Origin of the sequence: Bradyrhizobium sp. Ce-3 (assembly GCF_022835695.1) — a bacterium.
Lineage (GTDB): Bacteria > Pseudomonadota > Alphaproteobacteria > Rhizobiales > Xanthobacteraceae > Bradyrhizobium.
This window is the reverse complement of sequence record NZ_BQUV01000009.1, coordinates 73,821-98,826: the sequence shown is the minus strand read 5'-3', so window position 1 is coordinate 98,826 and position 25,006 is coordinate 73,821. Positions and strand designations below refer to the sequence as shown.

Sequence of the window (25,006 nt, the reverse complement as noted above, 5' to 3'; positions counted from 1 at the left end):
GAAATTTCAACAAGAGAGATTGAAAATGTTGAAGCGAGTTCTGCTGAGCCTTCTTCTGGCGAGTGCCCTGAGCACCGCGGCATTTGCCGAGGAGCCGAAATCCGGCGGCGTGATCAACGCGGTGATCCAGCCGGAGCCGCCGGGCCTGATGGTCGGCCTGGTCCAGAACGGCCCGACCCAGATGATCGCCGGCAACATCTATGAAGGCCTGCTGCGCTATTCGCCGAAGCTCGAGCCGCTGCCCGGCCTCGCCGAAAGCTGGAACGTCAGCGAGGACGGCAAGACCTATACGTTCAAGCTGCGCAAGGGCGTCACCTGGCACGACAACAAGCCGTTCACCTCGGCCGACGTCGCCTTCTCGATCGATTTCCTCAAGCAGACCCATCCGCGCGCCCGCGGCAACCTCGCCCAGCTCGACAAGGTCGAGACGCCGGACGACAGCACGGTCGTGTTCACGCTGAAGCAGCCGTTCGGTCCGTTCCTCGGCATCTTCGAGGTCGGCTCGCTGCCGATGATCCCCAAGCACATTTACGAAGGCACCGACTACAAGACCAATCCGGCGAACAACACGCCTATTGGTACCGGCCCCTTCATGTTCAAGGAATGGCAGAAGGGCTCGTTCATCCGCCTGGTCAAGAATCCGAATTACTACATCAAGGGCCTGCCGCATCTCGACGAGATCTACTGGCACGTGATCCCCGACGCCGCCGCGCGCGCGGTGGCGTTCGAGACCGGCAAGGTCGACGTGCTGCCCGGCGGCTCGGTCGAGAATTTCGATGTGCCGCGCCTCACCAAGCTGAAGAACGTCTGCGTCACCGGCGCGGGTTGGGAATTCTTCAGCCCACACTCCTGGCTGTGGCTCAACAACCGGCAGGGCCCGACCGCGAACAAGAAATTCCGCCAGGCCCTGATGTATGCGATCGACCGCAACTTCGCCAAGGACGTGATCTGGAACGGCCTCGCCAAGGTCGCGACTGGCCCGTCGGCCTCCACGATCAAGTATTACACCGACAAGGTGACCACCTACGACTATGACCCGGCCAAGGCCAAGGCGTTGCTGAAGGAAGCCGGCTACAAGGGCGAGAAGGTCCGCCTGCTGCCATTGCCCTATGGCGAAACCTGGCAACGCTGGGCCGAAGCGGTGAAGCAGAACCTGCAGGACGTCGGCATCAATGTCGAGATGATCGCAACCGACGTGCCGGGCTGGAACCAGAAGGTCTCCGACTGGGACTACGACATCGCCTTCACCTATCTCTATCAATATGGCGATCCCGCACTCGGCGTCGGCCGCAACTACATCTCGAGCCAGATCTCCAAGGGATCGCCCTTCAACAACGTCGAGGGCTATTCGAACCCCGAGATCGATCAGCTGTTCGCCGACGGCGCCACCGCTTTTCCCGATTCCAAGCGCGAGGAAGTCTATCTCAAGGCGCAGAAGATCCTGACCGACGACGTGCCGGTGGCCTGGCAGCTCGAGCTCCAGTTCCCGACCATCACCCGCTGCAACGTCAAGAACCTCGTGACGACCGCGATCGGCGTCAATGACGGCTTCCGCGACGCCTGGCTCGACAAGTAACGACGCTTCCCGCCGCGGCGCCGTCCAGCGCCGCGGTTTCTGCCGTTTCCTCGAACGCAACGACGTCACCCATGCTCTCTTTCATTGCCCAGCGACTTGCCAAGGCCGTGGTCGTGCTGCTCGCGATCGTGGTCTTCAACTTCATGCTGATCCGCATGGCGCCCGGCGATCCGGCGATGGTGATGGCGGGCGAGGCGGGCGCCAGCGACCAGATCTTCGTCGCGCAGTTGCGCGAGAAGTTCGGGCTCGACCAGCCGCTGCCGGTTCAGCTCTACCGCTACGTCAAGGGCGTCGTGACGCTCGATCTCGGCTTCTCGTTCCGCCAGCAGATGCCGGTCGCCAAGCTGATCGCCGAGCGGCTGCCGGCGACGCTGCTGCTGACCGGCACCGCATTCGCGATCTCGCTGCTGTTCGGCGTCCTGTTCGGAACGCTGGCCGCGCGCTTTGCCGGCACCTGGGCCGATACCGCGATCACGATCCTGGCGCTGATCTTCTATGCCACTCCATTGTTCTGGGTGGCGCTGATGGCAATCCTTCTGTTCTCGGTCTCGATGGATTGGCTGCCGAGCTTCGGTTACGAGACCGTCGGCGCCAATTACACCGGTCTCGCCCATGTGCTCGACGTCGGCGCTCATCTGATTCTGCCGGCGACGACGATGGGCCTGTTCTTCATGGCCACCTATGCCCGGATGACCCGCGCCTCGATGCTCGAGGTGCAGCGGCACGACTTCGTCAAGACTGCGCGCGCCAAGGGCCTGCGCGACGCCGTGATCCAGCGCCGCCACGTGCTGCGCAACGCGCTGCTGCCGGTGGTGACGCTGGCAGGCTTGCAGGCCGGCACGCTGGTCGGCGGCGCCGTGCTCACCGAAACCGTGTTCGCATGGCCCGGCATCGGCCGCCTGATGTACGAGGCGCTGCTGCAGCGCGACTACAATCTGCTGCTCGGCGTCTTTGTGGTGTGCTCGGCGATGGTGCTCGCCTTCAACCTGATCACCGACCTGATCTACCGCTCGGTCGATCCCCGCATCGAGTTCGCGTCATGAGCAAGTTCTGGCGCACCATGCTGCGCAACCCCGGCGGCGCGATCGGTCTCGTGATCCTGCTGCTGGCGATCGCGATCGCAATCTTCGGACCGCTGCTGTTTCCCACCTCGCCCTGGCGTATGGTGCAGCGGCCGTTCCTGCCGCCGTTCACGGTGTCCGGCCTGCCGCTCGGCACCGATGCACTTGGCCGTGACGTGCTCGCCGGCATCATCCATGGCGCCCGTGTCTCGCTGCTGGTCGGCCTGGTCTCGACCATGGCCGCGCTTGCGGTCGGAATTCCCGTCGGGGCGCTGGCCGGCTATTTCGGCGGCAAGATCGGCGACGCCCTGATGCGCTTCACCGAATTCTTCCAGACCGTGCCGAGCTTCGCGCTCGCCATCGTGCTGGTCGCGATCCTGCAGCCCTCGATCGTCTCGATCGTGCTGGCAATCGCGATCGTGAGCTGGCCGCCGGTGGCGCGCCTGGTCCGCGGCGAGGTGCTGTCGCTGCGCACCCGCGAATATGTCCAGGCCGCGATCGTCACCGGACAGAGCCACAGCTGGATCATCTGGCGCGAGATCCTGCCCAATGCGCTGTCGCCAGTGATCGTGCTGGCCTCGCTGATGGTTGCGACCGCGATCCTGCTGGAATCCTCGCTCTCCTTTCTCGGCCTCGGCGATCCCAATCTGATGTCCTGGGGCTACATGGTCGGCGCCGGCCGCACCGTGATCCGTCAGGCCTGGTGGATCACGCTGTTCCCCGGCGTCGCGATCCTGCTCTCGGTGCTGGCGCTGAACCTGATCGGCGAAGGACTCAACGACGCGCTTAACCCGCGCCTCAACAAGGAAGGACGTTGACGCATGTCCGCCGCGACAACCGTTTCGATCAGGAACCTGAAGCTCGCGCTGCCGTCCGGCTCCGACCGCCCCTACGCCGTCGACGGCGTCTCCTTCGATCTCGTGCCCGGCAAGATCCTCTGCGTGGTCGGCGAGTCCGCCTCCGGCAAATCGATGTGCGCACATGCGCTGATGGGGCTGTTGCCGGACACCATCAGCCGCGAAGCCGGCGAGATCGCCTATGACGGCCGGAACCTGCTCACTCTCGACGACGCCGGCTGGCTTGCGTTGCGCGGCCGCCATATCGCGATGGTGTTCCAGGAGCCGATGACCGCGCTCAATCCCCTGATGCGGATCGGCGACCAGATCGCCGAGATGTTCGAGGCGCACGATCTGCTGACGCCGCGGCAACGCAAGCAGAAGGCGTTGCAGCTGCTGCGTGAGGTCGGCCTGCCTGAACCCGAACGCACGGTGCGCGCCTACCCGCATCAGCTGTCGGGCGGTCAGCGCCAGCGCGCCATGATCGCGATGGCGCTCGCGCTGGAGCCGGCCGTGCTGGTGGCCGACGAGCCGACCACCGCGCTCGACGTCACCACCCAGGCGCAGATCCTCGAGCTGATCCGCGACCTGCAGCGCCGCCGCAACATGGCGGTCATGTTCATCACCCACGATTTCGGCGTCGTTTCCGATATCGCCGATCGCGTCGTCGTGCTCCAGCACGGCAAGGTGGTTGAACAGGGCGCGGCCGATGACGTGTTGCGCCGGCCGCAACATCCCTACACGAAGGCGCTGCTCGCCGCCGTGCCCTCGATGCAGCCGCCATCGCGCGCGCCGCTCGCGGATCGCGCCAGGGCCGTCGAAGTGGTTGGCCTCGACAAGACCTATGTCAGCGGCGGCGGCTGGTTGCAGCCGGAACGCCGGGTGCAGGCCGCGAAGCAGGTCAATTTCGATATCCTGCAAGGCGAGACCGTCGGCCTGGTCGGCGAATCCGGCTCCGGCAAATCGTCCGTCGCCCGGCTCGTGATGCGGCTGATCGAGCCCGACCAGGGCACGGTGCGGCTCGGCGACACCGATTTCACCCGGATCGCCGGCCGCGCGCTGCGCAAGCAGCGCAGCCGCATCCAGATGATCTTCCAGGATCCGTTCGCCTCGCTCAACCCGCGCCGCAAGGTCGGCAACATCATCGCCGACGGGCCGATCGCCCACGGCACCGAGCCGGCGGTCGCACGTCAGCGTGCCGCCGAACTGCTCGGCCTCGTCGGCCTGAACGCCAGCGCGATGGAACGCTATCCGCACGAATTCTCCGGCGGCCAGCGCCAGCGCATCGGCATCGCCCGCGCGCTGGCGCTCGAGCCGGAAATCATCGTTGCCGACGAAGCCGTCTCGGCGCTCGATGTCTCGGTACAGGCGCAGGTGCTGAACCTGCTGGAAGACCTCAAGGCGCGGCTCGGCCTGTCGATGCTGTTCATCACCCACGACCTGCGGGTGGCGGCGCAGATCTGCGACCGCATCGCGGTGATGCAGCGCGGCGTAATCGTCGAGCTGAAGCCGACCGCGGCGCTGTTCTCGGCGCCCGAGCATCCCTACACCCGCGAGCTGCTCGCCGCGGTGCCCGGCCAGATCTCCTCATCGCGTGCGGCCTGACAAATGCGTTGCGTCCTGATCAGCAGCAGCCTCGATCTGCGCGACTATTTCGGCGCGGAGCTGGCGCGCATTGCGCCGCAGCTCGAGGTGGTCGATCATGCCGGCGGGGCCGCGGATATACGTCTCGCTCTGGCCTGGCATCCGCCCGACGACGCGTTCGCACGCTATCCGGACCTGCAGGCGGTGTGCTCGATCGCCGCCGGCGTCGACAACATCATGGCGTGCCCGAGCCTGCCGCCCGGCGTCGACGTGGTGCGCGTGGTCGATCCCGGCCAGGGGCAGATGATGTCAGGCTTCATCGCCTGGCATGCAATCGGGCATCAGCGCGGCTTTGCCGCCTTCAGCGCCCAGCAGCGCGACCGGATCTGGCAGCGCCGCGCGCAACGACGCACGCAGGACGTTCCGGTCGGCATCCTCGGCAATGGCGAGATCGGCCGTCGCGTCGCCGTCGACCTCGCCCATCTCGGCTTTCCCGTGATGTCCTGGAGCCGGACCGCCAAGGCCATTTCATCGGCGGGCCGCAGTTTCCACGGCCCGGCCGGGCTTGCCGCGATGCTCGGCGAGACCGAGGTGCTGGTCAATCTGCTGCCGCTGACTGTAGAGACGCGCAACATCCTCGATCACGACCTGTTCGGCCGGATGCGCCGCGGCGGCTACCTGATCCAGGTCGGCCGCGGCGAGCATCTGGTGGAGGACGATCTGCTCGCCGCACTCGACAGCGGCCAGCTGTCAGGAGCTGCGCTCGACGTGTTCGCGACCGAGCCGTTGCCCAAGGCGCATCCGTTCTGGCATCATCCGCGGATCGCCATCACCCCGCACGACGCCAGCGATGTCAGTGTGAGCGCCGTCGCAACCACGCTTGCGACGACCGCGGATGCGATCCGCGCCGGACGGCGTCCGCCGCATGCGATCGACCGCGCACGCGGCTATTGATTGCGACACGGAGCCACGTCAGATGCAGAACCGTTCGTCCGCCGATGCCGCGCACCCGCTCGACGGGCTGCGCGCCGCGGGGCCGATCACGGAGGCGCAGGCGCAGAAGCTTGTCAGCGAGCATTACGGCCTGTCGGCCGAGATCCGCCGGCTCGACAGCGAGCGGGACCAGAATTTCCGGCTGCGCACACCAGACGGGCTCGAATACGTCCTCAAGATCGCCAATCCCACTGAAGACCGCGCCGTCACCAATCTACAGACCGAAGCGCTGCGCCACGTCGCGGACCGTGATCCGCTGCTGCCGATTCCGCGCGTCACTCCGGCGCAGGATGGCGCGGCCGAGCTCGACATCCGCTTCGACGACGGCTCGACAAGGGTGGTGCGGCTGCTGACGTTCCTCGCGGGAACGCCGATGCATCAGGCGCCGCCATCAGCGGCGTTGCGCCGCGATGTCGGCCAGTGCGCGGCGCGGCTCGCCCTTGCGCTGCGCGATTTCGTCCATCCCGGAGCCGGCCACAAGCTGCTCTGGGACATCCAGCATGCCGTCGAACTGCGGCCGCTGCTCGACGCGGTCCCACCTGCCCAGCGCGACCTCGTCGCGCGCGTCCTCGACCATTTCGAGACCGACGCCGCACCTGTGCTGGCGCAGCTTCCACGGCAGCCCCTGCATAACGATCTCAACCCGCACAACATCGTCGTCGACGCGGACTCGCAGACGCGCGTCTGCGGCATCATCGATTTCGGCGACCTGACCGCGACGGCCCGGATCAATGATCTGGCAATCGCGGCGGCCTATCAGGTGACCGACAGCGACGATCCGCTGGCGCCGGCGCTCGATCTGGTTGCGGCCTATCACGCGGTCTCGCCGCTCGAGTCGCGCGAGCGCGGCATCCTGTTCGACCTGATCGCGACCCGCATGGTCATGACGATCGTGATCAGCAACATCAGGGCCGTTCGCTATCCGGAGAACAGCGGGTATATTCTGCGCAACAACAGGCAGGCGTCGGCCCGGCTCGCCCGGATCGCAACACTGACGCGAACGGAAGCCGCGCGGCAGATCGAGCGTGCCTGCCAGGGAGAGTGACACAATGCCGGCCGAAACCTCGACCCAGGAGCTGATCGCACGCAGAAACCGTCTGCTCGGGCCCGCCTACCGGCTGTTCTACGAGCAGCCAGTGCATGTGGTGCGCGGCGAAGGGGTCTGGCTGCACGACGCCGCAGGCAACCGCTATCTCGACGCCTACAACAACGTCGCCTGCGTCGGCCACTGCCATCCGCATGTCATCGAGGCGATCGCGCGGCAGGCCGCGGTGCTCAACACCCACACCCGCTATTTGCACGAGACCATCCTCGACTACGCCGAGCGGCTGCTCGCGACCTTTCCGGCCGAGATCGGCCAGGCGATGTTCACCTGCACCGGCAGCGAGGCCAACGATCTGGCGCTCCGCGTCGCCCGCACCTGTACGGGAGGAACCGGCGTCGTCGTCACCCGGACCGCCTATCACGGCGTCACCGGCGCGCTCGCCGAGTTGTCGCCGTCGCTCGGCCTGCCCGAGCCGACCGCCCCCCATGTCCGGCTGGTGCCGGCGCCGCAGTCCGCCGGCGATGAAACAGGCGAGATCTTCGCAAGCGGCGTCCGTGCCGCATTCGCCGATATGGCACGCAGCGGCATCCGACCGGCCGCGCTGCTGGTCGATACGATCTTCTCCAGCGACGGCGTGTTCGCCGATCCGCCCGGCTTCCTGCGGCCGGCGGTCGAGGCCACACGCGCGGCTGGCGCGCTGTTCATCGCTGACGAGGTGCAGCCCGGCTTCGGCCGCTGCGGAGAGGGCATGTGGGGCTTTGCCCGCCACGACGTCATTCCCGACATGGTCACGATGGGCAAGCCGATGGGCAACGGCCATCCGATCGCGGCGATGGCCGCGCGGCCCGAGTTGCTGAAGGAGTTCGGCGCCCGCTCGCGCTATTTCAACACCTTCGGCGGCAATCCCGTATCCGCCGCCGCCGGCATGGCCGTGCTCGACGTGATCGAGCGGGAAAGCCTGATCGAGAATGCCAGGCGTACCGGCACCGATTTGCGCACGCGGCTCACCGCGCTGCGCGCGAAGCATGAGCTCATCGCGGAGGTTCGCGGTGCCGGACTGTTCATCGGCGTCGAGCTCCGCCGCGGCGGAGCACCCGCCGTTGCCGAGACGGCGAAACTGGTCAACGCGATGCGCCGCCGGGGCGTCCTGATCAGCGCCGCCGGTCCCGGTGCCAATGTGCTGAAGATTCGTCCGCCGCTTACATTCGGCTCGGAGCACACCGACCTGTTGGTCGAGACGCTCGATCAGGCGCTGCAGGAGATATAACCCTCGAACGCGAGCCGCTGTGCCGGCGTCAGATGCAGGCCGTGCTTGGTGCGCCGGTCCAGGAAGTCGGCCGGCCTTTTTGCCCACTCCGTATCGCGGAGATACAGCGCTTCGCCTTCGTAGAAGTCACCGCCGAAATGACGGCCGAGATCGGCGATGATGCGGGCCGGCCCCAGCAGGTCGCGCGCGCGTGTCCCATAGAGACGGGCATAGTGATGGACCAGCGTTCGCGGCAGATCGGGATAGTCGCGTGCCAGCCGATTCGAGAAATCGTCGAAGCTGCCGCCGATGTCGCCGCCGGGCAGTGGCCGGGCTGCGGTCCAGGCCGGCAACAGCTTCGGAAACCACGGCGCGAGGCGCTGCAGCGCCTGCTCGGCCAGCCGGCGGTAGGTCGTGATCTTGCCACCGAAGATCGACAGCAGCGGCGGCGCGCCCTCGCCGTGAACCTCGAACACATAATCGCGTGTCACCGCCGACGGATTGTCGGCGTTGTCGTCGTAGAGCGGCCGGACGCCGGAGAACGCATGCACGATCTCGCTCGCCTGCGGCGGCGTCCGGAAATAGCGCCGCAACACCTGCAACAGATAATCGGTCTCGTCCTCGCCGATCGCGACGTCCTCGGCACGGCCCTGATAGGGAATGTCGGTGGTGCCGATCAACGCGAGGTCGTCCTCATAGGGATTGACGAAGATCACGCGGCGATCGGTGTTTTGCAGCAGATAGGCCTGCGGCCCATCCCAGAATTTCGGCACCACGATGTGGCTGCCCTTGACCAGCCGCACGCTCTGGGCGGAGTTCAGTCCGGCCACGCCCTGGATGACATCCTGAACCCACGGCCCGGCGGCGTTGACCAGCGCGCGCGACCGCACCACCTGCGTCGTGCCATCGTCGCCCTGCATCTCCAGCAGCCAGGTCTCGCCGTCGCGGCGTGCACGCATCGCCCGCATGCGCGGCAGGATGCGCGCGCCGTTCTGCGCGGCATCGATCAGATTGAGGATCACCAGCCTGCTGTCATCGACCCAGCAATCCGAATATTCGAAGCCTCGCCTGAACTCCTGGTGTAGCGGCGCGCCCTCGGGCGCCCGCGACAGGTCCAGGCTGCGGCTCGCCGGCAGCTGCTTGCGGCCGCCGAGATGGTCGTAGAGCAACAGCCCGGTGCGGACCAGCCAGGCCGGCCGCTGCTCCGGCGAATGCGGCAACACGAAGCGCATCGGCCAGATGATGTGCGGCGCGGACGCGAGCAGCACCTCGCGCTCGATCAGCGCCTCGCGCACCAGGCGGAACTCGTAATATTCGAGATAGCGCAGCCCACCATGGATCAGCTTGCCGGAACGCGACGAAGTACCTTCGGCGAAATCATCCTTCTCGCAGAGCAGCACCTTCAGCCCGCGGCCGGCGGCGTCGCGGGCGATGCCGGCACCGTTGATGCCGCCACCGATGACAGCGATATCGACCAGCCCGTGATCGGTGCCTGCGACCGGCGCAGCGCCCGTCATCGTTTGCTGCTGCGCCGTTTCTCGGCGCGGCGCGGCGCCGCCTTGGCCGTGGCGCGGGCCTTGCTCGGCTTCGGCGCCTGCAAGCCATAGGTGGAGAACCCCTTGGCGGTGTCGGCAATCTCCTCGTCGCTCAGGATGATCCGCGATTCGAGTGCGAGCGAGAGGTAGTACTGCCGCGCGATGGTCTCGAGCTCGACGGCGAGCCACATCGCCTTGTCGAGATTGGCGCCGAGCGCGATCATGCCGTGATTGGCGAGCAGGCAGCCGTTGCGGCCTTCCAGCGCCGAGATCGCATGATCCGACAATTCCTTGGTGCCGTAGCGCGCATAGCCGGCGCAGCGGATATCGGTGCCGCCGAACGCCGCCATCATGTAGTGGCAGGCCGGGATCGGCTTGCGCGCGATCGCGAGCACCGTCGCATAGGTCGAGTGGGTGTGGACGATGGCGCCGACATCGGGCCGGGCACGGGTGATGTCGAGATGGAAGCGCCATTCGGTGGACGGCTGCAGCGGCCCCTCCCAGCTGCCATAGTCGCCCTCGAGCGGCATCGACGCGATCATCTCCGGCTTCATCGAATCGTAGGGCGTCGCCGACGGCGTGATCAGCATCCGGTCCTTGTAGCGGGCGGAGATGTTGCCTGATGTCCCCTGGTTGAGACCCGACGCGTTCATCCATCGGCACTTGGCAATGATCGCCTCGCGCAATTGTCGTTCCTCACGGGTCATACGGACTGCCTTTCCCTTCAACACGAATTGCCTCTTCAGCACGGATTGCGCGGCGGCTCGCCGGCCAGGAAGCGGCGAACCTCTTCGGCCGCCTGCTCGGCGGCCACGGTAACGGTACGCACGGAGGCGCCGGCGATGTGCGGCGTCAGCGTGACGTTGGGGAGCCGTAGCAGCGGCCAGTCCGCAGGGACCGGCTCGACCGCGAACGTGTCGAGCATGGCGCCGCCGAGATGCCCCGATGCCAGCGCATCGTGCAGCGCCTCGTAGTCGACCAGCGGCCCCCGCGCGGTGTTGATCAGGAACGCACCCGGCTTGATCCGCGCCAGCGCGTCGCGCCCGATGAAGCGGGTGGTCTCGGGCGTGACCCGGGCGTGCAGCGTGACGACGTCCGCGCGGCCGAGCAGTTCACCGATCGCGACATGCTCGATGCCGTCATTGCGGTCCTGGACGCTGAGCTGGACATAGGGATCGGCGACCAGGATCTTGCAGCCGAAGGCCTTCAGCAGCTTGGCCACGCGGCTGCCGATCGCGCCGTAGCCGACAATGCCGACCGTCATCTCGCCGAGCTCGCGCCCGGTGCGGTCGGCGCGATAGAGATCGCCGCGCCATTCCCCGCCGCGCAATGCCTCATGGCCGCTGCGGATCAGCCGCGTCTCGGCGAGAATGGCGCCGATGGTGAACTCCGCCACCGCGCTCGCGTTGCGGCCGGGCGTGTTGACCACCAGCACGTCATGATCGCGCGCCGCCTCCATGTCGATATTGACCGGCCCGCCCCGCGACACCGCGATGAACTTCAGCTTCGGCAGCCGCTCCAGCATCGAGCGCGAGATCGGCGCCAAATGGGTAACGAGCAACTCGGCATCGCCGATGAAGCCGATGATCTCGTCCGGCTGGCCCATGAATTCCTTCAGGCCATCGAGCTTCGAGCCGGCATAGCCGTGCTCCATCGGCTCGTCCGGCCAGGGCTGCTCCAGGGTGCGGAGATGGACGCCATTGCCGCAGGCGGTCCGGATGTGGTCGGCAAACACCGAGGGCAGCATGAAGCGGTCGCCGATGATGGCGATGGATCTAGACATGGTCGCCTCCGGCGCGCAGTGCGGCAAGTTGCTTCCAGACCGGCCGCGACGCCAGCCTTGCATCGAGATAGGTCGGGAAGATGCTGGCGTAGCGCTTTGCAAGCGCTGCGTCAGGCGATTGCGGAACGCTCAGATGCGGCGTCACCCACTGTCCGGCGCAGGCGCGCATGTCGGGATAGGCATCGATCGCCACCGCCGCGATCATCGCTGCTCCCGCCGCGCCGGCCTCGGCACGGCTGCAGATCCGGACGTCACAATCCAGCGCGGCACCGAGGATGGCGCCAAGCGCACGGCTCTTCGCCGCACCGCCCGTGATCCGGACGTCGCGCGGCAGCGAGCCCATCGCTGCGTAGCAATCCCGCGCGGCGAAGGCCAGGCCCTCCATCACACCGCGCATCAGATCGCCGTAGCGATGGCGCGAGCGCAGGCCGAAGAATTGCGCGCTGGCCTCATGCGCGACGAACGGACCCCGCTCGCCGGCATCCGAGATGAAAGGGTGGAACAGCACCTCGCCGGGCTTGGCCCGCAGCACTTGATCGTCTAGCCGGCGGATCAACTCAGTGCGCGTGCGCGTCACGCCTTCCGCCGCCAGCAGGTCGCATGCAAGGTCGAGCATCCAATCGATGTTCAGCGTCGCGGCCATGTTGGACTGCATCTGCGCATAGTGACCCGGCACCGGGAACGCCATGGTGTAGCCGGTTGCCTCGCGATTCAGCGTCACCGCATCTGCGCTGGAGACCAGACGCATATGCATACCGGTCGAGCCGATGATGGTGCAGCCGACGTCAGGCGACGGATCGTAAAGCCCGGCGCCGAGCGCGTTGCAGATCACATCCACATAGCCGAGGCAGACCGGCACGCCTTCCGGCAGGCCGATCTCGATGGCGGCCGCGGCGCTGAGCGGATGCGTCATGACCGCCCCATCGACGACCGGCGGGAACAGGCGCGTCAGCTCGGCGATCCCGATCAGCCGCGCGGTCTCGGCATCGAAGCCGCGCTTGCGGAAATCGCCGCAGGAGAACGTGGCTTCCGACGGATCCGTGGCGCGCTCGCCGGTGAGCAGGAAGTAAAGCCAGTCCTTGCAGTGGAAGGCTGTGGTCGCCCTGGCAATCGTATCGGGCAGGTGCGCTTGCAGCCACACCAGTTGCGGCCCCTGCTGGCAGGCATTGAGCCCGGAGCCGGTGCGGCGGTAGAGCGCCGCGTTGCGCTCGCTGGCGCGGATCTCCTCGACCAGCCGTCCGGCGCGCGAATCGAGCCACAGCAGCGCCGGCGCAACCGGCCGGCCGTCGTCATCGATCAGCCAGGTGCCGTCGCCCTGCCCGGTCACCGCGATCGCCGCGATCCGCGCGGACAGGTCGGGCACAGACTTCGCGAGCGCGCGGATGACCGCCACCGTATCGGTCCAGGTCCGCGCCATGTCCTGCTCGACATGGCCGCCCGCCAGGCTGCTATACGCATTCGGCTGCGAGACATCGGCAAGCTGCTCGCCGGTCAGCGTGAACGCCACCGCCTTGATCAGCGAAGTGCCGGCATCGATGCCGATGATGACGTCGCGGCTTGCGGAGGCGGTCATTGTCACGACACCTCCGCATGACGAATGCAGCTTCCGTCGCTGCCGAAGATGTGCAGGTGATGCGGCTCCAGCGCGAACTGAATCGTGTCGCCCGGACGCGCGGCGACGCGGCCCGGCGTCACCGCGATCAGCATCCGGCCGCCGCAGTCGCCGGCGACATGCGACTGGTCGCCGAGCCACTGGTTGGAGACGACCTTGACCCTGACGTCACCGGTCCCGACCGCGACCTTCTGCGGACGAATCCCGATCCGCACCTGCGGCGTGCCCGCGAGCGCCTTTGCCGCAGCGTTGTCGAGCCCGGCGCCGCCGATGTTGAAGCCCATGTCGGTTCCGACCGACAGGCGAAAGCCGCCATCCGACCGCGTCACCTCGGCGTCGAGCAGGTTCATCGGCGGCTCGCCGATGAAGCTCGCGACGAACAAATTCGCCGGCCGGCCCTTCAGCTCCTTTTCGCTGGCGAATTGCTGCAGCACGCCGCCTTCCATCACCGCAATGCGGTCGGCGAGCGCGCTGGCTTCGGTCTGGTCGTGGGTGACGAAGATCGCGGTCATGCCGCGCTCGGCGAGCAGGCTCTTGATGCGGCCGCGCAGCACCGCGCGCAGCTGCGGTTCGAGCTGCCCCATCGGCTCGTCGAGCAGATAGAGGTCGGCGTCACGCACCAGCGCCCGCGCCAGCGACACGCGCTGTTGCTGGCCGCCGGAGATCGCGCGCGGATAGCCGTCGAGAATGTCCTCGATCTCGACCAGGCGGGCGATCTCTTCGACGCGACGCGTCACCTCGCTGCGCGACAGCTGGGCGGATTTCAGCGCGAACGCGATGTTCTCGCGGACGGTGAGCGGCGGATAGAGCGAGTAGCCCTCGAAGGCCATCGCGACCTTGCGCCGGGCCGGCGGCAGCTCGTGGATCCGCCGCCCGCCGAGCGCGATCGACCCCGCCGAGACGTCCTCGAACCCCGCGATCATGCGCAAGGTCGAGGTCTTGCCGCAACCCGACGATCCCAACAGCGCGACGATCTCGCCCTTCTCGACCGCCATGTCGAGCGCGCGCACCGCATGCACCGGCGGCTTGCCGCGGCTGCGGTAGACCTTGTCGATGCCTCGAAGCTCGAGCATGTCCATGACCATCCGCTCCTATGCCGCCTTGAGCCGGTGCGACGGCCCGATCCGCAGCCCGGTCGCGCGATCGAACAGCATCGCCGCATCCGGGGCGAAGCGGACGAACACGCCATCGTCGGCGGCACCTTGCGGCGCATCCGGCGGCAGCGCCGCCAGCCATTCCGTTCCATCGGCGAGACGGAGCAGCAGCACCGCCTTCTCGTGCATCGGCGTGATCGCGAGGATGCGCGCCGGGATGGCGTCGTCAGCGGATGCAGACGACACCACCAGATCCTCCGGCCGGACGCCCAGCCAGCATGCACCGAGAGACGCCAGACCATCGGCGGCACCGACCCGCATCCTGGCGCCGGCGACCATGGCCGACAGCATGCCGTGTTCCGCGACCGGCGAAACCTCGGCAAGATTGATGGTGGGATCACCGAACAGGCGCGCGATCGCGACCGACGCCGGCTGGGCATAGATATCGGCCGGTGTCGCGACCTGGGCGAGCCGGCCGTCGATCAGCACCGCAATGCGGTCGGCGATCGCCATCGCCTCGCGATAGTCCTGGGTCACGTAGAGCACCGCGGCAGTTCCGCGCCGCAGCAGGTTCGGCAGCTCGAGCCGCATCTCGTAGCGCAGCTTGGCGTCGACGTTGCGCAAGGGATCGTCGAGCAGCAGCACGTCCGGATTGCCGATCAGCGCCCGCGCCAGCGCGGTCCGCTGCTTCTGCCCGTTCGACAATTCGCGCGGCGTGTGGCCGAGCACGTGCTCGATCTTGAGCAGCTTGCTGATCGCGGCAACCCGGCTCGCGACTTCGTTGCCGCCGGCACGCAGGCCGCTCGCGATATTGTCGCGCGCCGTCATGTGCGGAAACAGGGCAAAATTCTGGAACGCCATGCCGATGCCGCGCCGCTCCGGCGGCGCACCGACCACCGAGCGGCCGCCGACGGTAATGTCGCCGTCGTCCGGTTCGAACATGCCCGCGATCATGCGCAGCAGCACGGTCTTGCCGCTGCCGGAGGGCCCGAACACCGCCACGATCTCGCCGGGCTCGACCGCCAGCGACAGCCCATCGGCGGGCCGTGCCGCACCGAATGCCTTGCTCACCGAATTGATCTCGAGACGTGCCATCCGGTCAGCCTTTCACCGCGCCGAGCGAGAGCCCCTCGACCAGATAGCGCTGCGCATAGAGCGCAAGCAGCAGGGTCGGCGTCACCGACAGCACGATCGCCGCCGCGATCTGGCCGTACTGGATTCCAGACGCGGTGACGAAAGCGAGCGCGCCGACCGTCACCGGCTGCTTGTCCGCGGAAGCCAGGATCAGGGCGAAGACGAAATTGTTCCAGCAGAAGATGAACGACAGCAGCCCCGCCGCGGCGATCCCCGGTCCGGCCAGCGGCACCGCGATCCGGGTGAAGGCCTCGCGCCAGGAGTGACCGGCCAGCCGGTAGGCGTGCTCGATGTCAGGGCTGATATCCTCGAAATAGCCGCGCACGATCCATAGGATCAACGGCAGCGCGATCAACTGATAGACCCAGACGATGCCGAAGTAGGTGTCGTTGAGTCCGAGCTCCTGGTAGTACAGCGAGAGCGGCAGCAGCACGAGCAGCGGCGGCGCGAAGCGGAACGACAGCAGCGTGAAGGCGATGGTCTCGCCGAGACGGAATTTGAAGCGCGCAAAGGCGTAGGCTGCAGGCACGCCGAGCAGCAGCGCCAGCAGCACCGCCGCGCTCGACAGCACCACGCTGTTGAACAGGTTGCGCATGAACGAGATCTGCAGATTGCCGGCTGCGGTACGCAGCTGGCCGGAGATCAGCGCCTCGTAATTCGCGAGCGTCGGCTCGAACAGGATCCGCGGCGGAATCCGCAAGATCTGATCGTTGTTCTGGAACGACATCAGGAAGATCCAGACGATCGGAAACATGAAGAAGATCAGGATCAGCGAGAGCGCCACGCCGCGGAAGATGCGACCGGCAAGGCTGGAATGTTCCATCGCGCCCCTCCCCGTCACGCGTGGCCGTGCGCACGCGCGCGCAACCGCAGCCAGTTCTTGATGAAGATGTTGGACAGGATGTTGGTGATCAACCAGAGGATCATCAGCAGCGCCGCCGACCTGCCGACATTGGTGTACTGGAAGAATTCCAGATAGGCCTGCACCTGGAACACCATCAGCCGGTCACCCGGCCCGCCCTGCGTCATCGCATAGATGATATCGAACTGCTGGATCGAATCGAGCAGCCGGAACAGCGACGCCGTGATGATGTAGGGCGCCAGCATCGGCAGCGTGATGCGGAAAAACACGAAACTCGCCGGTACGCCGTCGAGTGCCGCGGCCTCGAACGGTTGCCGCGGCAAAGAGCGCAGGCCTGCCAGCAGCAGGATCATGATGAAGGGCGTGTAGACCCAGACGTCGACCAGCACGACCGTGAACAACGCCGTCGACGGATCGGACGCCCATTTGAAATCGGTGACGCCGAACAGGCCCACGAAATAGGACAGGATACCGAAGCTCGGATTGGTCATCAGCTTCCACATCAGCGCGGCGATCGCCGGCGCCGTCATCAGCGGCAGCAGCAGCATGATCGACACCGCGTTGTGGAAGCGGGTCGGCCGCCGCAGCAGCAGCGCGATGCCGAGACCAAGCAGCAGCTCGACCACGACCGTCACCGCCGTATAGGTGATCGAGATCTGGAGCGTATTCCAGAACGCCGGATCGGTCAGGAAGTCGATGTAATTGCCCGCGCCGATGAAGCCGCGCAGATAGGGCAGGTTCAGCCGGTAGCGCTGCAGCGAATAGACCGCCGCGGTCACGAACGGAACCAGGATCGCCACGCAGACGAGCAACGCCGGCAGGCTGAGCAGATAGGGCAACAGACGCACGCGCGGCCTTGGCTTGGCCGGCGCTGCCTGCGCGTTCGTCTGGAGAAGTTGGACCATGCTCATGATGATAAGAGATCGCGCTCCGCTGGCAAACGCCGCCGGCTCGGACGGGACAAGAGTCCGAGCCGGCGGATGGGTGCGGTGCGGGGGATTTGCACCGCACAGTTGATCGGTCAGCCGAGACCGGCCTGCTTGAGCTGGCGGTTGATGCTGTCGGCGAGCTTGTCGAGTCCTTCGTCGACGCTGACCTCCTTGGCCACCATCTTCTGCAGCGAGGCGGCCCATTCGGTCGTGAGGTCGAAGAACAGCGGCTGCGCCGTGAAGTAGATCTTGGCGCCGGGCGACGACATGTCGTGCTGCTCGAGATAGCCGGGATAGGATTTCGCGATCCGGTCGCGGAACTCACTGTCCTTCCACACCGATGCGCGCACCGGGTTGACGAAGTCCATCTTGCGCGCACCGAACAGATCATGCTCGACGGACGCAGCCCATTGCATGAACAGCCAGGCGGCGTCCTTCTGCTTGGAGAAGCTCGACATCGCGAGCGACCAGATCCAGACATTCGGAGTCGGCGCCTTGGCGGCCGGATTGGCCGCAAACGGCGCGTAGCCGAGATGCCCCTTCTCCTTGTTGTCGCCGCCATTCATGAAGTAGCCGAGAATGTCGGCGTCGAAGATCATGCCGGAGGCGCCGGCGCCGAGATCGGTGCCGACCTGGTACCAGGTGTAGGTCGACCAGTTCTTCGGGCCGGAGGTCTGGATCATCTTGACCCACTTGTCGTGAAAATCCTTCGAGGCCTTGGTGTTCATCGCGGCCTTCAGCTTGCCGCCCTCCATCACAAAATCCTTCTGGCCGAAGTTCGAATAGGCCGACAGGAAGCCGGGATGGATGGTCGCCCAGGACCGCGAGCCGCGCACGCCGACGCCGTAAGGTCCGCCGGCGTCCTTGGTGATCTTGGCCGCGACCTCCAGCATCTCGTCGAGGTTTTTCGGCGGCTTGACGCCGACCTTGTCGAAGACGTTGCGGTTGTAGGTGATGTTGTTGAGCTCATAGCCCCACGGGATGCACCACTGCTTGGCCTTGCCCGAGCCGAGCTCGGAGCCGGCGACGCCGTCCCACGCCGTGGAGGCGCGCAGGCCGGGCAACACGTCGTCCCAGGCGAAGGCCGGGTTGGTCTTGGCGGGATCCTTGATGTAGGTGTTGAGGTCCTCGATCCAGCCCGCCGGACCGTAGGTCCAGGTCATGTAGGCGCCGGTCATGAAGGCGTCGTACTGGTCCGACTTCGACGACAGCGCCGCGGTCACCTTGTCGAAATAGACGTCCTCCGGGAAGATGTCGTAGGTGACGTTCATGCCGGTGAGCGACTTGAACGCCTCGATGTCGCCGATCATCGCGTCGACGTAAGGGTGCTTGTTGAGCAGCAGCTTGACGCTCTTGCCGCTCTGGGCCTTCCAGTTGAAATCCGCGGCCATCGCCTTCGACATCGAGGAGGCAAAGGCGGCGTTGGCGGCAATGCCCGCGATGCCGAGCTTGGCGGCGCCGTCGAGGAGATCGCGGCGGCTGATGCGTTTGGCAGCGTAGGAGTCGAACAGATTCTTCTCGCGATCGAACATGTATTTCCTCTCCTTGTTGACGCTTTGTTTTATGTGTCCTTCCGGGTCTTGCTTCTTGCCTTGCCGGATGTGGTCTCCGGCTTGTCTGTTGCGAGCGCCTTTGCGGTCACCTCGTCGATGATGAGGCCGTGCAGCACGCCGCTGCGCAGCACCCCGCGCAGTGCGGTCACCTTGGCCGGGCCGCCGGCGATGGCGACGATCCGGTGCTTCCTGAGATCGGGCATGCTCATCGAGGTGGCGCGGGCCGAGAGGTCGGTGTCCAGCACCGTTCCGTCCGCGCTGAAGAAATGCCCAAGCAGGTCGGCGCAGGCGCCGACCCGCTTCAGTTCGACGACCTCGTCGGGCCTGATCATGCCGCTCGACACCAGAAAGCCGTCGCGGCTGACCTGGCCGATACCGACGAACAGCAGCGAGGCCTTGCGCGCCAGCGCGAACACGTCGGCGATGCCGAATTGCTGCATCAGCACGGCGCGGTCGGCGACCGAATTGGCGAACACCGGCACCGGCAACAGATAGGCGTCCGCGCCGGTGCGTTCGGCGAGCTTGTGGATCACGTCGAACGGATTGGCGGCGAATTTCCGCGTCAATCCGCCGAGCAGCGACACGAATTGCGCGTCGCGCGCCGGGGTCTGCGGCATCTGCTCGACGACGGCGGCGAGCGTGCGGCCATGGCCGACGCCGATCACCTTGTCCTGGCCGCGCTCCAGGATCTGGCGCAGGAAGCTCGCGCCTTCCAGTGCCAGCGCCTTCAGCGGCCAATCGCCTTCGCCGAGATCGGGCGCGACGCGGCAGAACGAAAGACCGAAGCGCTGCGCGAGATCGTTCTCCAGCGCGACACATTCGGCGACCGGTCCCTCGACGAAGACGCGGATCATGCCCTCGCGGCTGGCGCGCGCGATCAGGCGGTGCGCCTTGGTGCTCTGGATATTGAGGCGGTCCGCGACCTCCGACTGGGTCAGCCCCGCCGCGAAATACAGCCACGCCGCGCGCGTCGCGAGCGACGCCTCGCCGTCGATCACCGGCAGCCTGTCGGGCGGGGTAGCCATGTCCGGAAAAGTCCGCTTGCAAATTTCTTCACGTCCTGCAAAAAATTGCAGAGGCCGAGCGGGGCGTCAATCCCCCAAACGTGCTGCAGCGCAACCAACGTCGATGCGCAGGCACCAGAGAGCGGTGAAGTCGGATGGGAGGTTTGTTTCTCGGCATCGATGTCGGAACCGGCGGCGTCCGCGCCTGCGCGATCGATCCACAGGCCGGCATCCGCGGCTTCGCATCAGCCGCACTGCCGGCACCGCGCGTCGACGGCAACGCCATCGACCAGAACCCGGAGCTGTGGTGGCAGGCAACAGTGACGGCCATTCGCAAGCTCGGCGAAACCGTCGCACTCGGCGACGTCACGCGCATCGTCGTCGACGGCACGTCGGGCACGCTGCTGCTGGTCGATGCGGCCGGCCGCCCTTGCTCTCCGGGGCTGATGTACAATGATGCACGCGCCACCCGTGAAGCGGCGCGCGTGGCGGCGATCGCACCGCGCGAGAGCGGCGCGCATGGCGCGAGCAGCGCGCTCGCCAAGCTGCTCTATCTTCAGAATGACGGCTATGTCGGCGATGCGCGCCACGCCGTTCATCAGGCCGACTGGATCGCCGGCCGGCTCGCCAACCATCATGGCATCAGCGACGAGAACAACGCGCTGAAGCTCGGCTACGACCCGGTCGCGCGCGCCTGGCCCTCCTGGCTCGAACAGCTCGGCGTGCGCGACGATCTGCTTCCCGAGGTGCTGGTGCCGGGAACGCCGTTTTCCGAGCTGGATCCGCAGGTCGCGCACTCGCTCGGGCTGCCCGCCACGGCCCATGTCGCGGCTGGCACCACCGATGGCGTTGCGGCCTTCATTGCGACGCGAGCCGACCAGCCGGGCGATGCCGTCACCTCGCTCGGCACCACGCTGGTGGTGAAGCAGCTTGCGACCCAGCCGATCTTCGCGGCCGACCAGGGCGTCTACTCGCACCGGCTCGGCGAACGCTGGCTCGCCGGCGGCGCCTCGAACTCCGGCGGCGCCGCGCTGCTGATGCATTTCAGCGCCGACGAGATGGAGCGCCTGACGCCGCATGTAAGGCCGGATGCGCCGACCGGGCTCGACTACTATCCGCTGCCAAAACCGGGCGAGCGCTTCCCGATCGCCGATCCTGCGCTGGCCGCGCGGATCACGCCGCGCCCGGCGGAGGATTGCCGCTTCTTCCAGGGCCTGCTCGAAGGCATCGCCTCGGTCGAGGCCCTCGCCTACCGCCAGCTGGCGCGGCTCGGTGCACCGGATCTGCGCCGCGTCATCGGGATCGGCGGCGGCGCCAAGAACGATGCATGGACCAGGATCAGACACCGCGTGCTCGGTGTCCCGGTCTCGGTCGCCGAGCAGACCGAAGCAAGCTATGGCGCCGCGCTGCTCGCGCTGAACGGAGGTCCGCCATGACGGCCGATGCGACCGCGATCGCCGGCCTTCACGTCATCGCCGACCGCTTCGATCATGTGCTGCTCGACCAATGGGGCACATTGCATGAAGGCATGGCGGTGTTCCCCGCAGCGCTGGATTGCGTGGCGCGGCTGCGTGAGGCCGGCAAGCGCATCCTGATCCTTTCCAACTCCGGCAAGCGCGCCGGCAGCAACCAGCGGCGCCTCGCGGCACTCGGCCTGCCGCCGGAGGCCTATGACGGCGTGTTGTCCTCGGGCGAGGTCACCTGGCGCGGCCTGCATGCACGCGAGCAGGCGCCCTTTGCCGAGCTCGGACGCGCCTGCTTCCTGATTTCACGCGACGGCGACCGCTCGATCGTCGACGGCACCGACCTCGTGGTGGTCCCGGACATCCGTGAGGCCGATTTCATCCTGCTCGGCGGGCTCGACGATGACGCGGCCGAGCCCGAGCGCTGGCGTGCGCGACTGACGGCGGCCACCGCGCGGCGACTGCCGATGCTGTGCGCGAATCCCGACCTCGTGATGTTCGGCGTCGCGGGGCTGATCCCGGCGCCGGGCGCGCTCGCTGCATTCTATCAATCGCTCGGCGGCACCGTGCTGTTCGTCGGCAAGCCGTATCCGCCGATGTTCGCCGCCGCGCGCGATCAGTTGGGACATCCTCCGCCGGAACGGATGCTCGTGATCGGCGATTCCCTCGATCACGATATTGCCGGTGGCCGCAGCACCGGGATGTTGACCCTGCTGATCGGCTCTGGCGCGCATCGTGCGACGCTGTCGCAGGCGAGCGATCTGCCGCAGGCGATCAAGGCTGTCGCCGGCGCAGCCGCGCGGATGCCGCACTGGACGATGGACCGTCTGACCTGGTGAGAACAGCCGATGCGACCGCCTGAAACGCTCAACGAACTGCGCCGGATGTCGGCACGAATCGGCAGCAACATCCTGCTGGTGCAGGGCGCCGGCGGTAATTCGTCGGTCAAGGACGGCGACGTGCTGTGGGTGAAGGCGTCAGGCACCTGGCTGGCCGATGCCGAGGACAGGGAGATCTTCGTGCCGGTCGCGCTGTCGGCGGCGCGTGCGGCACTGGCCCAAGGCGACGAACGCGTGCCGCTCGCGCCGAATGCCGGAACGACGCTGCGCGCCTCGATCGAGACCTCGCTGCATGCGCTGATGCCGCACCGGATCGTGCTGCACGTCCATTCCGTCAACACCATCGCATGGGCGGTGCGAACCGATGCCCGCGACGAGTTTGCCCGGCGGCTGGACGGACTGGCTTGGCACTATCTCGATTATCACCATCCAGGCCTGCCGCTCGCACGCGCGGTCGGCGCGGCGATCGCGCAGGAGGCGGCCGACGTGCTGGTCCTCGGCAATCACGGCCTGGTGGTTGGCGCAGAAACCTGCGACGCGGCGGAGGCGCTGGTCGCCGAGGTCGAGCAACGTCTCGCGCTGGAGCAGCGTGGCGCGCCGGCCGCGGATCATGACGCGCTCCGGGCGATCTGCGCCGGCACGACCTATCGCCTGCCGCAGGATCCGCGCGGCCACGACATTGCCACCGACCGCTACAGCCGTGCGATCGCGACCAGCGGCTCGCTCTATCCCGATCACGTCGTGTTTCTGGGCCCGGGCCTGCCGGTGCTGGAGCATCGTGAGAGCCTGCACGTCATGATCGCGCGGAGCACGGCGAACGGGCTGGCGCCACCGGTGGCGCTCCTCGTTCCCGGCATCGGCAGCCTGCTCCGCGAGGACGCGAGCGACGGCGCGGAAGTCATGCTGAGCTGTCTCGCACTGGTCACCTGCCGCCTGCCGCTGACCGCGCGTGTCAACTATCTGACGGCGGAGAACGAGCATGCGTTGCTCAACTGGAACGCCGAGCGCTATCGCCAGCAACTGACCGCCGATCGCTGACGCCAGCCCCCGCCTGCAGCGTCACGCCTTCTCGGCCGACAGGAACAGGCGATAGGCCGGATTCTCGCTCTCGTTCCAGTAGGGATAACCGAGCGCGTCCAGCGCCTGAACGAACCGGGTGCGCTCCTGCGGCTTGACCTCGATTCCCGCCAGGATGCGCCCGTAGTCGGCGCCGTGATTGCGGTAGTGGAAGAGTGAAATGTTCCAGTCGGGTGCCAGGCTCTCGAGGAAGGTCAGCAACGCGCCGGGGCGCTCCGGAAACTCGAAGCGGTAGATCAACTCGTCCTTGAGCAGCGGCGCGCGGCCGCCCACCATGTAGCGCACATGGTCCTTGGCCATCTCGTTCTCGCTCAGATCCAGGATCGGATAGCCCTCGCGCCGCAGCAGCTCCATGACTTCGCGCTTCTCGGCCTCGCCGCGGCTCAGCGCGATGCCGACGAACAGCTGTGCCGGCGCGGTGGTCTCGGCAAAGCGGTAATTGAATTCGGTGATCGCCCGCGAACCGAGGATGCGGATGAAGTGCCGGTAGCTGCCCGGCTTCTCCGGCACCGTCACGGCGAGCAGCGCTTCGCGGTGTTCGCCGACCTCGGCGCGGTCGGCGATGGTTCGCAGCCGGTCGAAATTCAGATTGGCGCCGCTGTTGACGGCAATCAGGCTGCCGTCGCTGAGCGCGCCGCGCTCGGCATAGGCCTTCAGCCCGGCAAGCGCCAATGCCCCCGAGGGCTCGGCCACCGATCGCACATCGTCGAAGATATCCTTGATCGCCGCGCACATCGCGTCGGTATCGACGGTGACGACCTCGTCAAGCAGGTCGCGGCAGAGCCGGAACGTCTCGGCGCCGACCTTGCGGACCGCGACGCCGTCGGCGAACAGCCCGACCTGATCCAGCGCGACGACGCCACCCTTGGCGAGCGCCGCCGCCATCGAAGCCGCGTCGGCCGGTTCCACACCGACGACCTTGATCGCGGGGTTGAGGAACTTGACGAACGCGGCGACGCCGGCCGCAAGCCCGCCGCCGCCGATCGGCACGAAGATCGCCTCGATCGTGTCGGGATGCTGGCGCAGGATCTCCATCCCCACGGTGCCCTGGCCGGCAATCACGTCGGGATCGTCGAACGGATGCACGAAGGTCAGGCCGCGCGCGACCTCGATCTCGCGGGCCTTGGTTTGAGCATCGTCGAAGGTGTCGCCATGCAGCACCACGTCGCCGCCCAGACGACGGACGGCCTCGACCTTGATCGCGGGTGTCGTCCGCGGCATCACGATCGTCGCGGGAATGCCGAGCTTGCGCGCCGACAACGCCACACCCTGGGCATGGTTGCCGGCCGACGCGCAGATTACGCCTTGTCTTCGCTGCGCATCCGGCAGCCTGACGATCTTGTTGTAGGCGCCGCGAAGCTTGAACGAGAAGATCGGCTGGAAATCCTCCCGCTTCAGCAGCACGGCGCGCGACAGGCGCTCCGAGAGCCGCGGCATCGGATCGAGCGGCGTCTCGACCGCCACGTCGTAGACACGGGCGGTCAGGATGCTTTGGGCGTAGTCGCGGAGCGCGTTGGCGGCAGCAGTCATCGGGTCGCTTCTGTCGATGGGAACGCAATCGATATCGGTTGCACCTTACCATCGTCGGCGCCGACCCGGCGAGCGGACGGCACGAAGCCGGTCGCTGCTTCCAGTTCGAAGCATCGCATGACCGGAGGCTCGCGTGAAGCAAAGACCGCCGCTGCCAAAATATCGAAAACAACCCCATGCACAGTAGCCGGCGGCGGCCGCCGTCGACCGGGCCACTTGACACGTCGGGCAACTCAGGGGTACATTTCTA

21 protein-coding genes are annotated in these 25,006 nt (G+C 66.9%); 10 read left to right on the top strand and 11 right to left on the bottom strand.

Annotation, left to right across the window (positions count from 1 at the left end):
• The first annotated feature begins 25 nt into the window (after window positions 1-25).
• From BRSPCE3_RS28055 to BRSPCE3_RS28025, 7 genes are all read left to right on the top strand, one after another.
• On the top strand, window positions 26-1,576 hold the full coding sequence (locus BRSPCE3_RS28055; protein WP_244069582.1) for an ABC transporter substrate-binding protein: 1,551 nt from the start codon (window positions 26-28) through the stop codon (window positions 1,574-1,576).
• 71 nt (window positions 1,577-1,647) lie between these two features.
• Complete coding sequence (locus tag BRSPCE3_RS28050; RefSeq protein ID WP_244069581.1) at window positions 1,648-2,619, top strand: ABC transporter permease; 972 nt, start codon at window positions 1,648-1,650, stop codon at window positions 2,617-2,619.
• Window positions 2,616-3,455 carry an ABC transporter permease gene (locus BRSPCE3_RS28045; protein WP_244069580.1) on the top strand — a complete coding sequence of 280 codons (840 nt, stop codon included), beginning with the start codon at window positions 2,616-2,618 and terminating at the stop codon, window positions 3,453-3,455. Before BRSPCE3_RS28050 ends, BRSPCE3_RS28045 begins: the two co-directional genes overlap by 4 nt.
• A gap of 3 nt (window positions 3,456-3,458) precedes the next feature.
• A complete protein-coding gene (locus tag BRSPCE3_RS28040) occupies window positions 3,459-5,078 on the top strand; it encodes an ABC transporter ATP-binding protein (protein ID WP_244069579.1) in 1,620 nt (539 codons plus the stop codon).
• 3 nt (window positions 5,079-5,081) lie between these two features.
• Window positions 5,082-6,011 (top strand): glyoxylate/hydroxypyruvate reductase A, encoded by a 930-nt coding sequence (locus BRSPCE3_RS28035; protein ID WP_244069578.1) that lies wholly within the window; start codon window positions 5,082-5,084, stop codon window positions 6,009-6,011.
• A gap of 22 nt (window positions 6,012-6,033) precedes the next feature.
• On the top strand, window positions 6,034-7,095 hold the full coding sequence (locus BRSPCE3_RS28030; RefSeq protein WP_244069577.1) for a phosphotransferase: 1,062 nt from the start codon (window positions 6,034-6,036) through the stop codon (window positions 7,093-7,095).
• A 4-nt stretch (window positions 7,096-7,099) separates the two neighbouring features.
• Window positions 7,100-8,362 carry an aspartate aminotransferase family protein gene (locus BRSPCE3_RS28025; RefSeq protein WP_244069575.1) on the top strand — a complete coding sequence of 421 codons (1,263 nt, stop codon included), beginning with the start codon at window positions 7,100-7,102 and terminating at the stop codon, window positions 8,360-8,362.
• Here the strand turns inward: BRSPCE3_RS28025 and BRSPCE3_RS28020 are convergent.
• The 10 genes from BRSPCE3_RS28020 to BRSPCE3_RS27975 form a co-directional block, all read right to left on the bottom strand.
• Window positions 8,341-9,858, bottom strand: a complete 1,518-nt coding sequence (locus BRSPCE3_RS28020; RefSeq protein ID WP_244069574.1) for a glycerol-3-phosphate dehydrogenase — start codon at window positions 9,856-9,858, stop codon at window positions 8,341-8,343. The two genes, BRSPCE3_RS28025 and BRSPCE3_RS28020, sit on opposite strands and share 22 nt — an antisense overlap.
• Window positions 9,855-10,583, bottom strand: a complete 729-nt coding sequence (locus tag BRSPCE3_RS28015; protein WP_244069573.1) for a class II aldolase/adducin family protein — start codon at window positions 10,581-10,583, stop codon at window positions 9,855-9,857. The genes BRSPCE3_RS28020 and BRSPCE3_RS28015 overlap by 4 nt, the downstream gene beginning before the upstream one ends.
• A 35-nt stretch (window positions 10,584-10,618) precedes the next feature.
• Window positions 10,619-11,659 carry a 2-hydroxyacid dehydrogenase gene (locus BRSPCE3_RS28010; RefSeq protein WP_244069572.1) on the bottom strand — a complete coding sequence of 347 codons (1,041 nt, stop codon included), beginning with the start codon at window positions 11,657-11,659 and terminating at the stop codon, window positions 10,619-10,621.
• Window positions 11,652-13,232: an FGGY-family carbohydrate kinase gene (locus BRSPCE3_RS28005; protein WP_244069571.1), complete on the bottom strand. Its 1,581-nt coding sequence runs from the start codon at window positions 13,230-13,232 to the stop codon at window positions 11,652-11,654. The genes BRSPCE3_RS28010 and BRSPCE3_RS28005 overlap by 8 nt, the downstream gene beginning before the upstream one ends.
• A 2-nt stretch (window positions 13,233-13,234) precedes the next feature.
• Window positions 13,235-14,350, bottom strand: coding sequence for an ABC transporter ATP-binding protein (locus tag BRSPCE3_RS28000; RefSeq protein ID WP_375709969.1), 1,116 nt, complete (start codon window positions 14,348-14,350; stop codon window positions 13,235-13,237).
• A gap of 12 nt (window positions 14,351-14,362) precedes the next feature.
• Entirely contained in the window at window positions 14,363-15,460 is a 1,098-nt protein-coding gene (locus tag BRSPCE3_RS27995) for an ABC transporter ATP-binding protein (RefSeq protein ID WP_244069570.1), read from the bottom strand.
• 4 nt (window positions 15,461-15,464) lie between these two features.
• Window positions 15,465-16,322, bottom strand: a complete 858-nt coding sequence (locus BRSPCE3_RS27990; protein ID WP_244069569.1) for a carbohydrate ABC transporter permease — start codon at window positions 16,320-16,322, stop codon at window positions 15,465-15,467.
• Between the two features lie 14 nt (window positions 16,323-16,336).
• Complete coding sequence (locus BRSPCE3_RS27985) at window positions 16,337-17,266, bottom strand: carbohydrate ABC transporter permease (protein WP_244069568.1); 930 nt, start codon at window positions 17,264-17,266, stop codon at window positions 16,337-16,339.
• A gap of 116 nt (window positions 17,267-17,382) precedes the next feature.
• On the bottom strand, window positions 17,383-18,822 hold the full coding sequence (locus BRSPCE3_RS27980; protein WP_225645743.1) for an extracellular solute-binding protein: 1,440 nt from the start codon (window positions 18,820-18,822) through the stop codon (window positions 17,383-17,385).
• A 29-nt stretch (window positions 18,823-18,851) separates the two neighbouring features.
• A complete protein-coding gene (locus BRSPCE3_RS27975; protein ID WP_244069567.1) occupies window positions 18,852-19,868 on the bottom strand; it encodes a sugar-binding transcriptional regulator in 1,017 nt (338 codons plus the stop codon).
• 134 nt (window positions 19,869-20,002) lie between these two features.
• Between BRSPCE3_RS27975 and BRSPCE3_RS27970 the strand changes: the two genes are divergently transcribed.
• The 3 genes from BRSPCE3_RS27970 to BRSPCE3_RS27960 are packed head-to-tail and all read left to right on the top strand — an operon-like array spanning window position 20,003 to window position 23,187.
• Complete coding sequence (locus tag BRSPCE3_RS27970) at window positions 20,003-21,283, top strand: FGGY-family carbohydrate kinase (RefSeq protein ID WP_244069566.1); 1,281 nt, start codon at window positions 20,003-20,005, stop codon at window positions 21,281-21,283.
• On the top strand, window positions 21,280-22,149 hold the full coding sequence (locus BRSPCE3_RS27965; protein ID WP_244069565.1) for a TIGR01459 family HAD-type hydrolase: 870 nt from the start codon (window positions 21,280-21,282) through the stop codon (window positions 22,147-22,149). Before BRSPCE3_RS27970 ends, BRSPCE3_RS27965 begins: the two co-directional genes overlap by 4 nt.
• Before the next feature lie 9 nt (window positions 22,150-22,158).
• Complete coding sequence (locus tag BRSPCE3_RS27960) at window positions 22,159-23,187, top strand: class II aldolase/adducin family protein (RefSeq protein ID WP_244069564.1); 1,029 nt, start codon at window positions 22,159-22,161, stop codon at window positions 23,185-23,187.
• Window positions 23,188-23,208: 21 nt separating this feature from the next.
• On the opposite strand, the gene ilvA is transcribed toward BRSPCE3_RS27960, so the two are convergent.
• Complete coding sequence (gene ilvA, locus BRSPCE3_RS27955; RefSeq protein ID WP_244069563.1) at window positions 23,209-24,756, bottom strand: threonine ammonia-lyase, biosynthetic; 1,548 nt, start codon at window positions 24,754-24,756, stop codon at window positions 23,209-23,211.
• Window positions 24,757-25,006 lie beyond the last annotated feature (250 nt).

Coding starts and splice junctions, on each gene's coding strand:
- ilvA (WP_244069563.1), bottom strand. CDS start 24,756: ATGACTGCTGCCGCCAACGCGCTCCGCGACTACGCCCAAAGCATCCTG.
- BRSPCE3_RS27975 (WP_244069567.1), bottom strand. CDS start 19,868: ATGGCTACCCCGCCCGACAGGCTGCCGGTGATCGACGGCGAGGCGTCG.
- BRSPCE3_RS27965 (WP_244069565.1), top strand. CDS start 21,280: ATGACGGCCGATGCGACCGCGATCGCCGGCCTTCACGTCATCGCCGAC.
- BRSPCE3_RS27995 (WP_244069570.1), bottom strand. CDS start 15,460: ATGGCACGTCTCGAGATCAATTCGGTGAGCAAGGCATTCGGTGCGGCA.
- BRSPCE3_RS28050 (WP_244069581.1), top strand. CDS start 1,648: ATGCTCTCTTTCATTGCCCAGCGACTTGCCAAGGCCGTGGTCGTGCTG.
- BRSPCE3_RS28000 (WP_375709969.1), bottom strand. CDS start 14,350: ATGGACATGCTCGAGCTTCGAGGCATCGACAAGGTCTACCGCAGCCGC.
- BRSPCE3_RS27985 (WP_244069568.1), bottom strand. CDS start 17,266: ATGGTCCAACTTCTCCAGACGAACGCGCAGGCAGCGCCGGCCAAGCCA.
- BRSPCE3_RS28025 (WP_244069575.1), top strand. CDS start 7,100: ATGCCGGCCGAAACCTCGACCCAGGAGCTGATCGCACGCAGAAACCGT.
- BRSPCE3_RS27990 (WP_244069569.1), bottom strand. CDS start 16,322: ATGGAACATTCCAGCCTTGCCGGTCGCATCTTCCGCGGCGTGGCGCTC.
- BRSPCE3_RS27970 (WP_244069566.1), top strand. CDS start 20,003: ATGGGAGGTTTGTTTCTCGGCATCGATGTCGGAACCGGCGGCGTCCGC.
- BRSPCE3_RS28045 (WP_244069580.1), top strand. CDS start 2,616: ATGAGCAAGTTCTGGCGCACCATGCTGCGCAACCCCGGCGGCGCGATC.
- BRSPCE3_RS27980 (WP_225645743.1), bottom strand. CDS start 18,822: ATGTTCGATCGCGAGAAGAATCTGTTCGACTCCTACGCTGCCAAACGC.
- BRSPCE3_RS28035 (WP_244069578.1), top strand. CDS start 5,082: ATGCGTTGCGTCCTGATCAGCAGCAGCCTCGATCTGCGCGACTATTTC.
- BRSPCE3_RS28020 (WP_244069574.1), bottom strand. CDS start 9,858: ATGACGGGCGCTGCGCCGGTCGCAGGCACCGATCACGGGCTGGTCGAT.
- BRSPCE3_RS28040 (WP_244069579.1), top strand. CDS start 3,459: ATGTCCGCCGCGACAACCGTTTCGATCAGGAACCTGAAGCTCGCGCTG.
- BRSPCE3_RS28005 (WP_244069571.1), bottom strand. CDS start 13,232: ATGACCGCCTCCGCAAGCCGCGACGTCATCATCGGCATCGATGCCGGC.
- BRSPCE3_RS27960 (WP_244069564.1), top strand. CDS start 22,159: ATGCGACCGCCTGAAACGCTCAACGAACTGCGCCGGATGTCGGCACGA.
- BRSPCE3_RS28030 (WP_244069577.1), top strand. CDS start 6,034: ATGCAGAACCGTTCGTCCGCCGATGCCGCGCACCCGCTCGACGGGCTG.
- BRSPCE3_RS28015 (WP_244069573.1), bottom strand. CDS start 10,583: ATGACCCGTGAGGAACGACAATTGCGCGAGGCGATCATTGCCAAGTGC.
- BRSPCE3_RS28010 (WP_244069572.1), bottom strand. CDS start 11,659: ATGTCTAGATCCATCGCCATCATCGGCGACCGCTTCATGCTGCCCTCG.
- BRSPCE3_RS28055 (WP_244069582.1), top strand. CDS start 26: ATGTTGAAGCGAGTTCTGCTGAGCCTTCTTCTGGCGAGTGCCCTGAGC.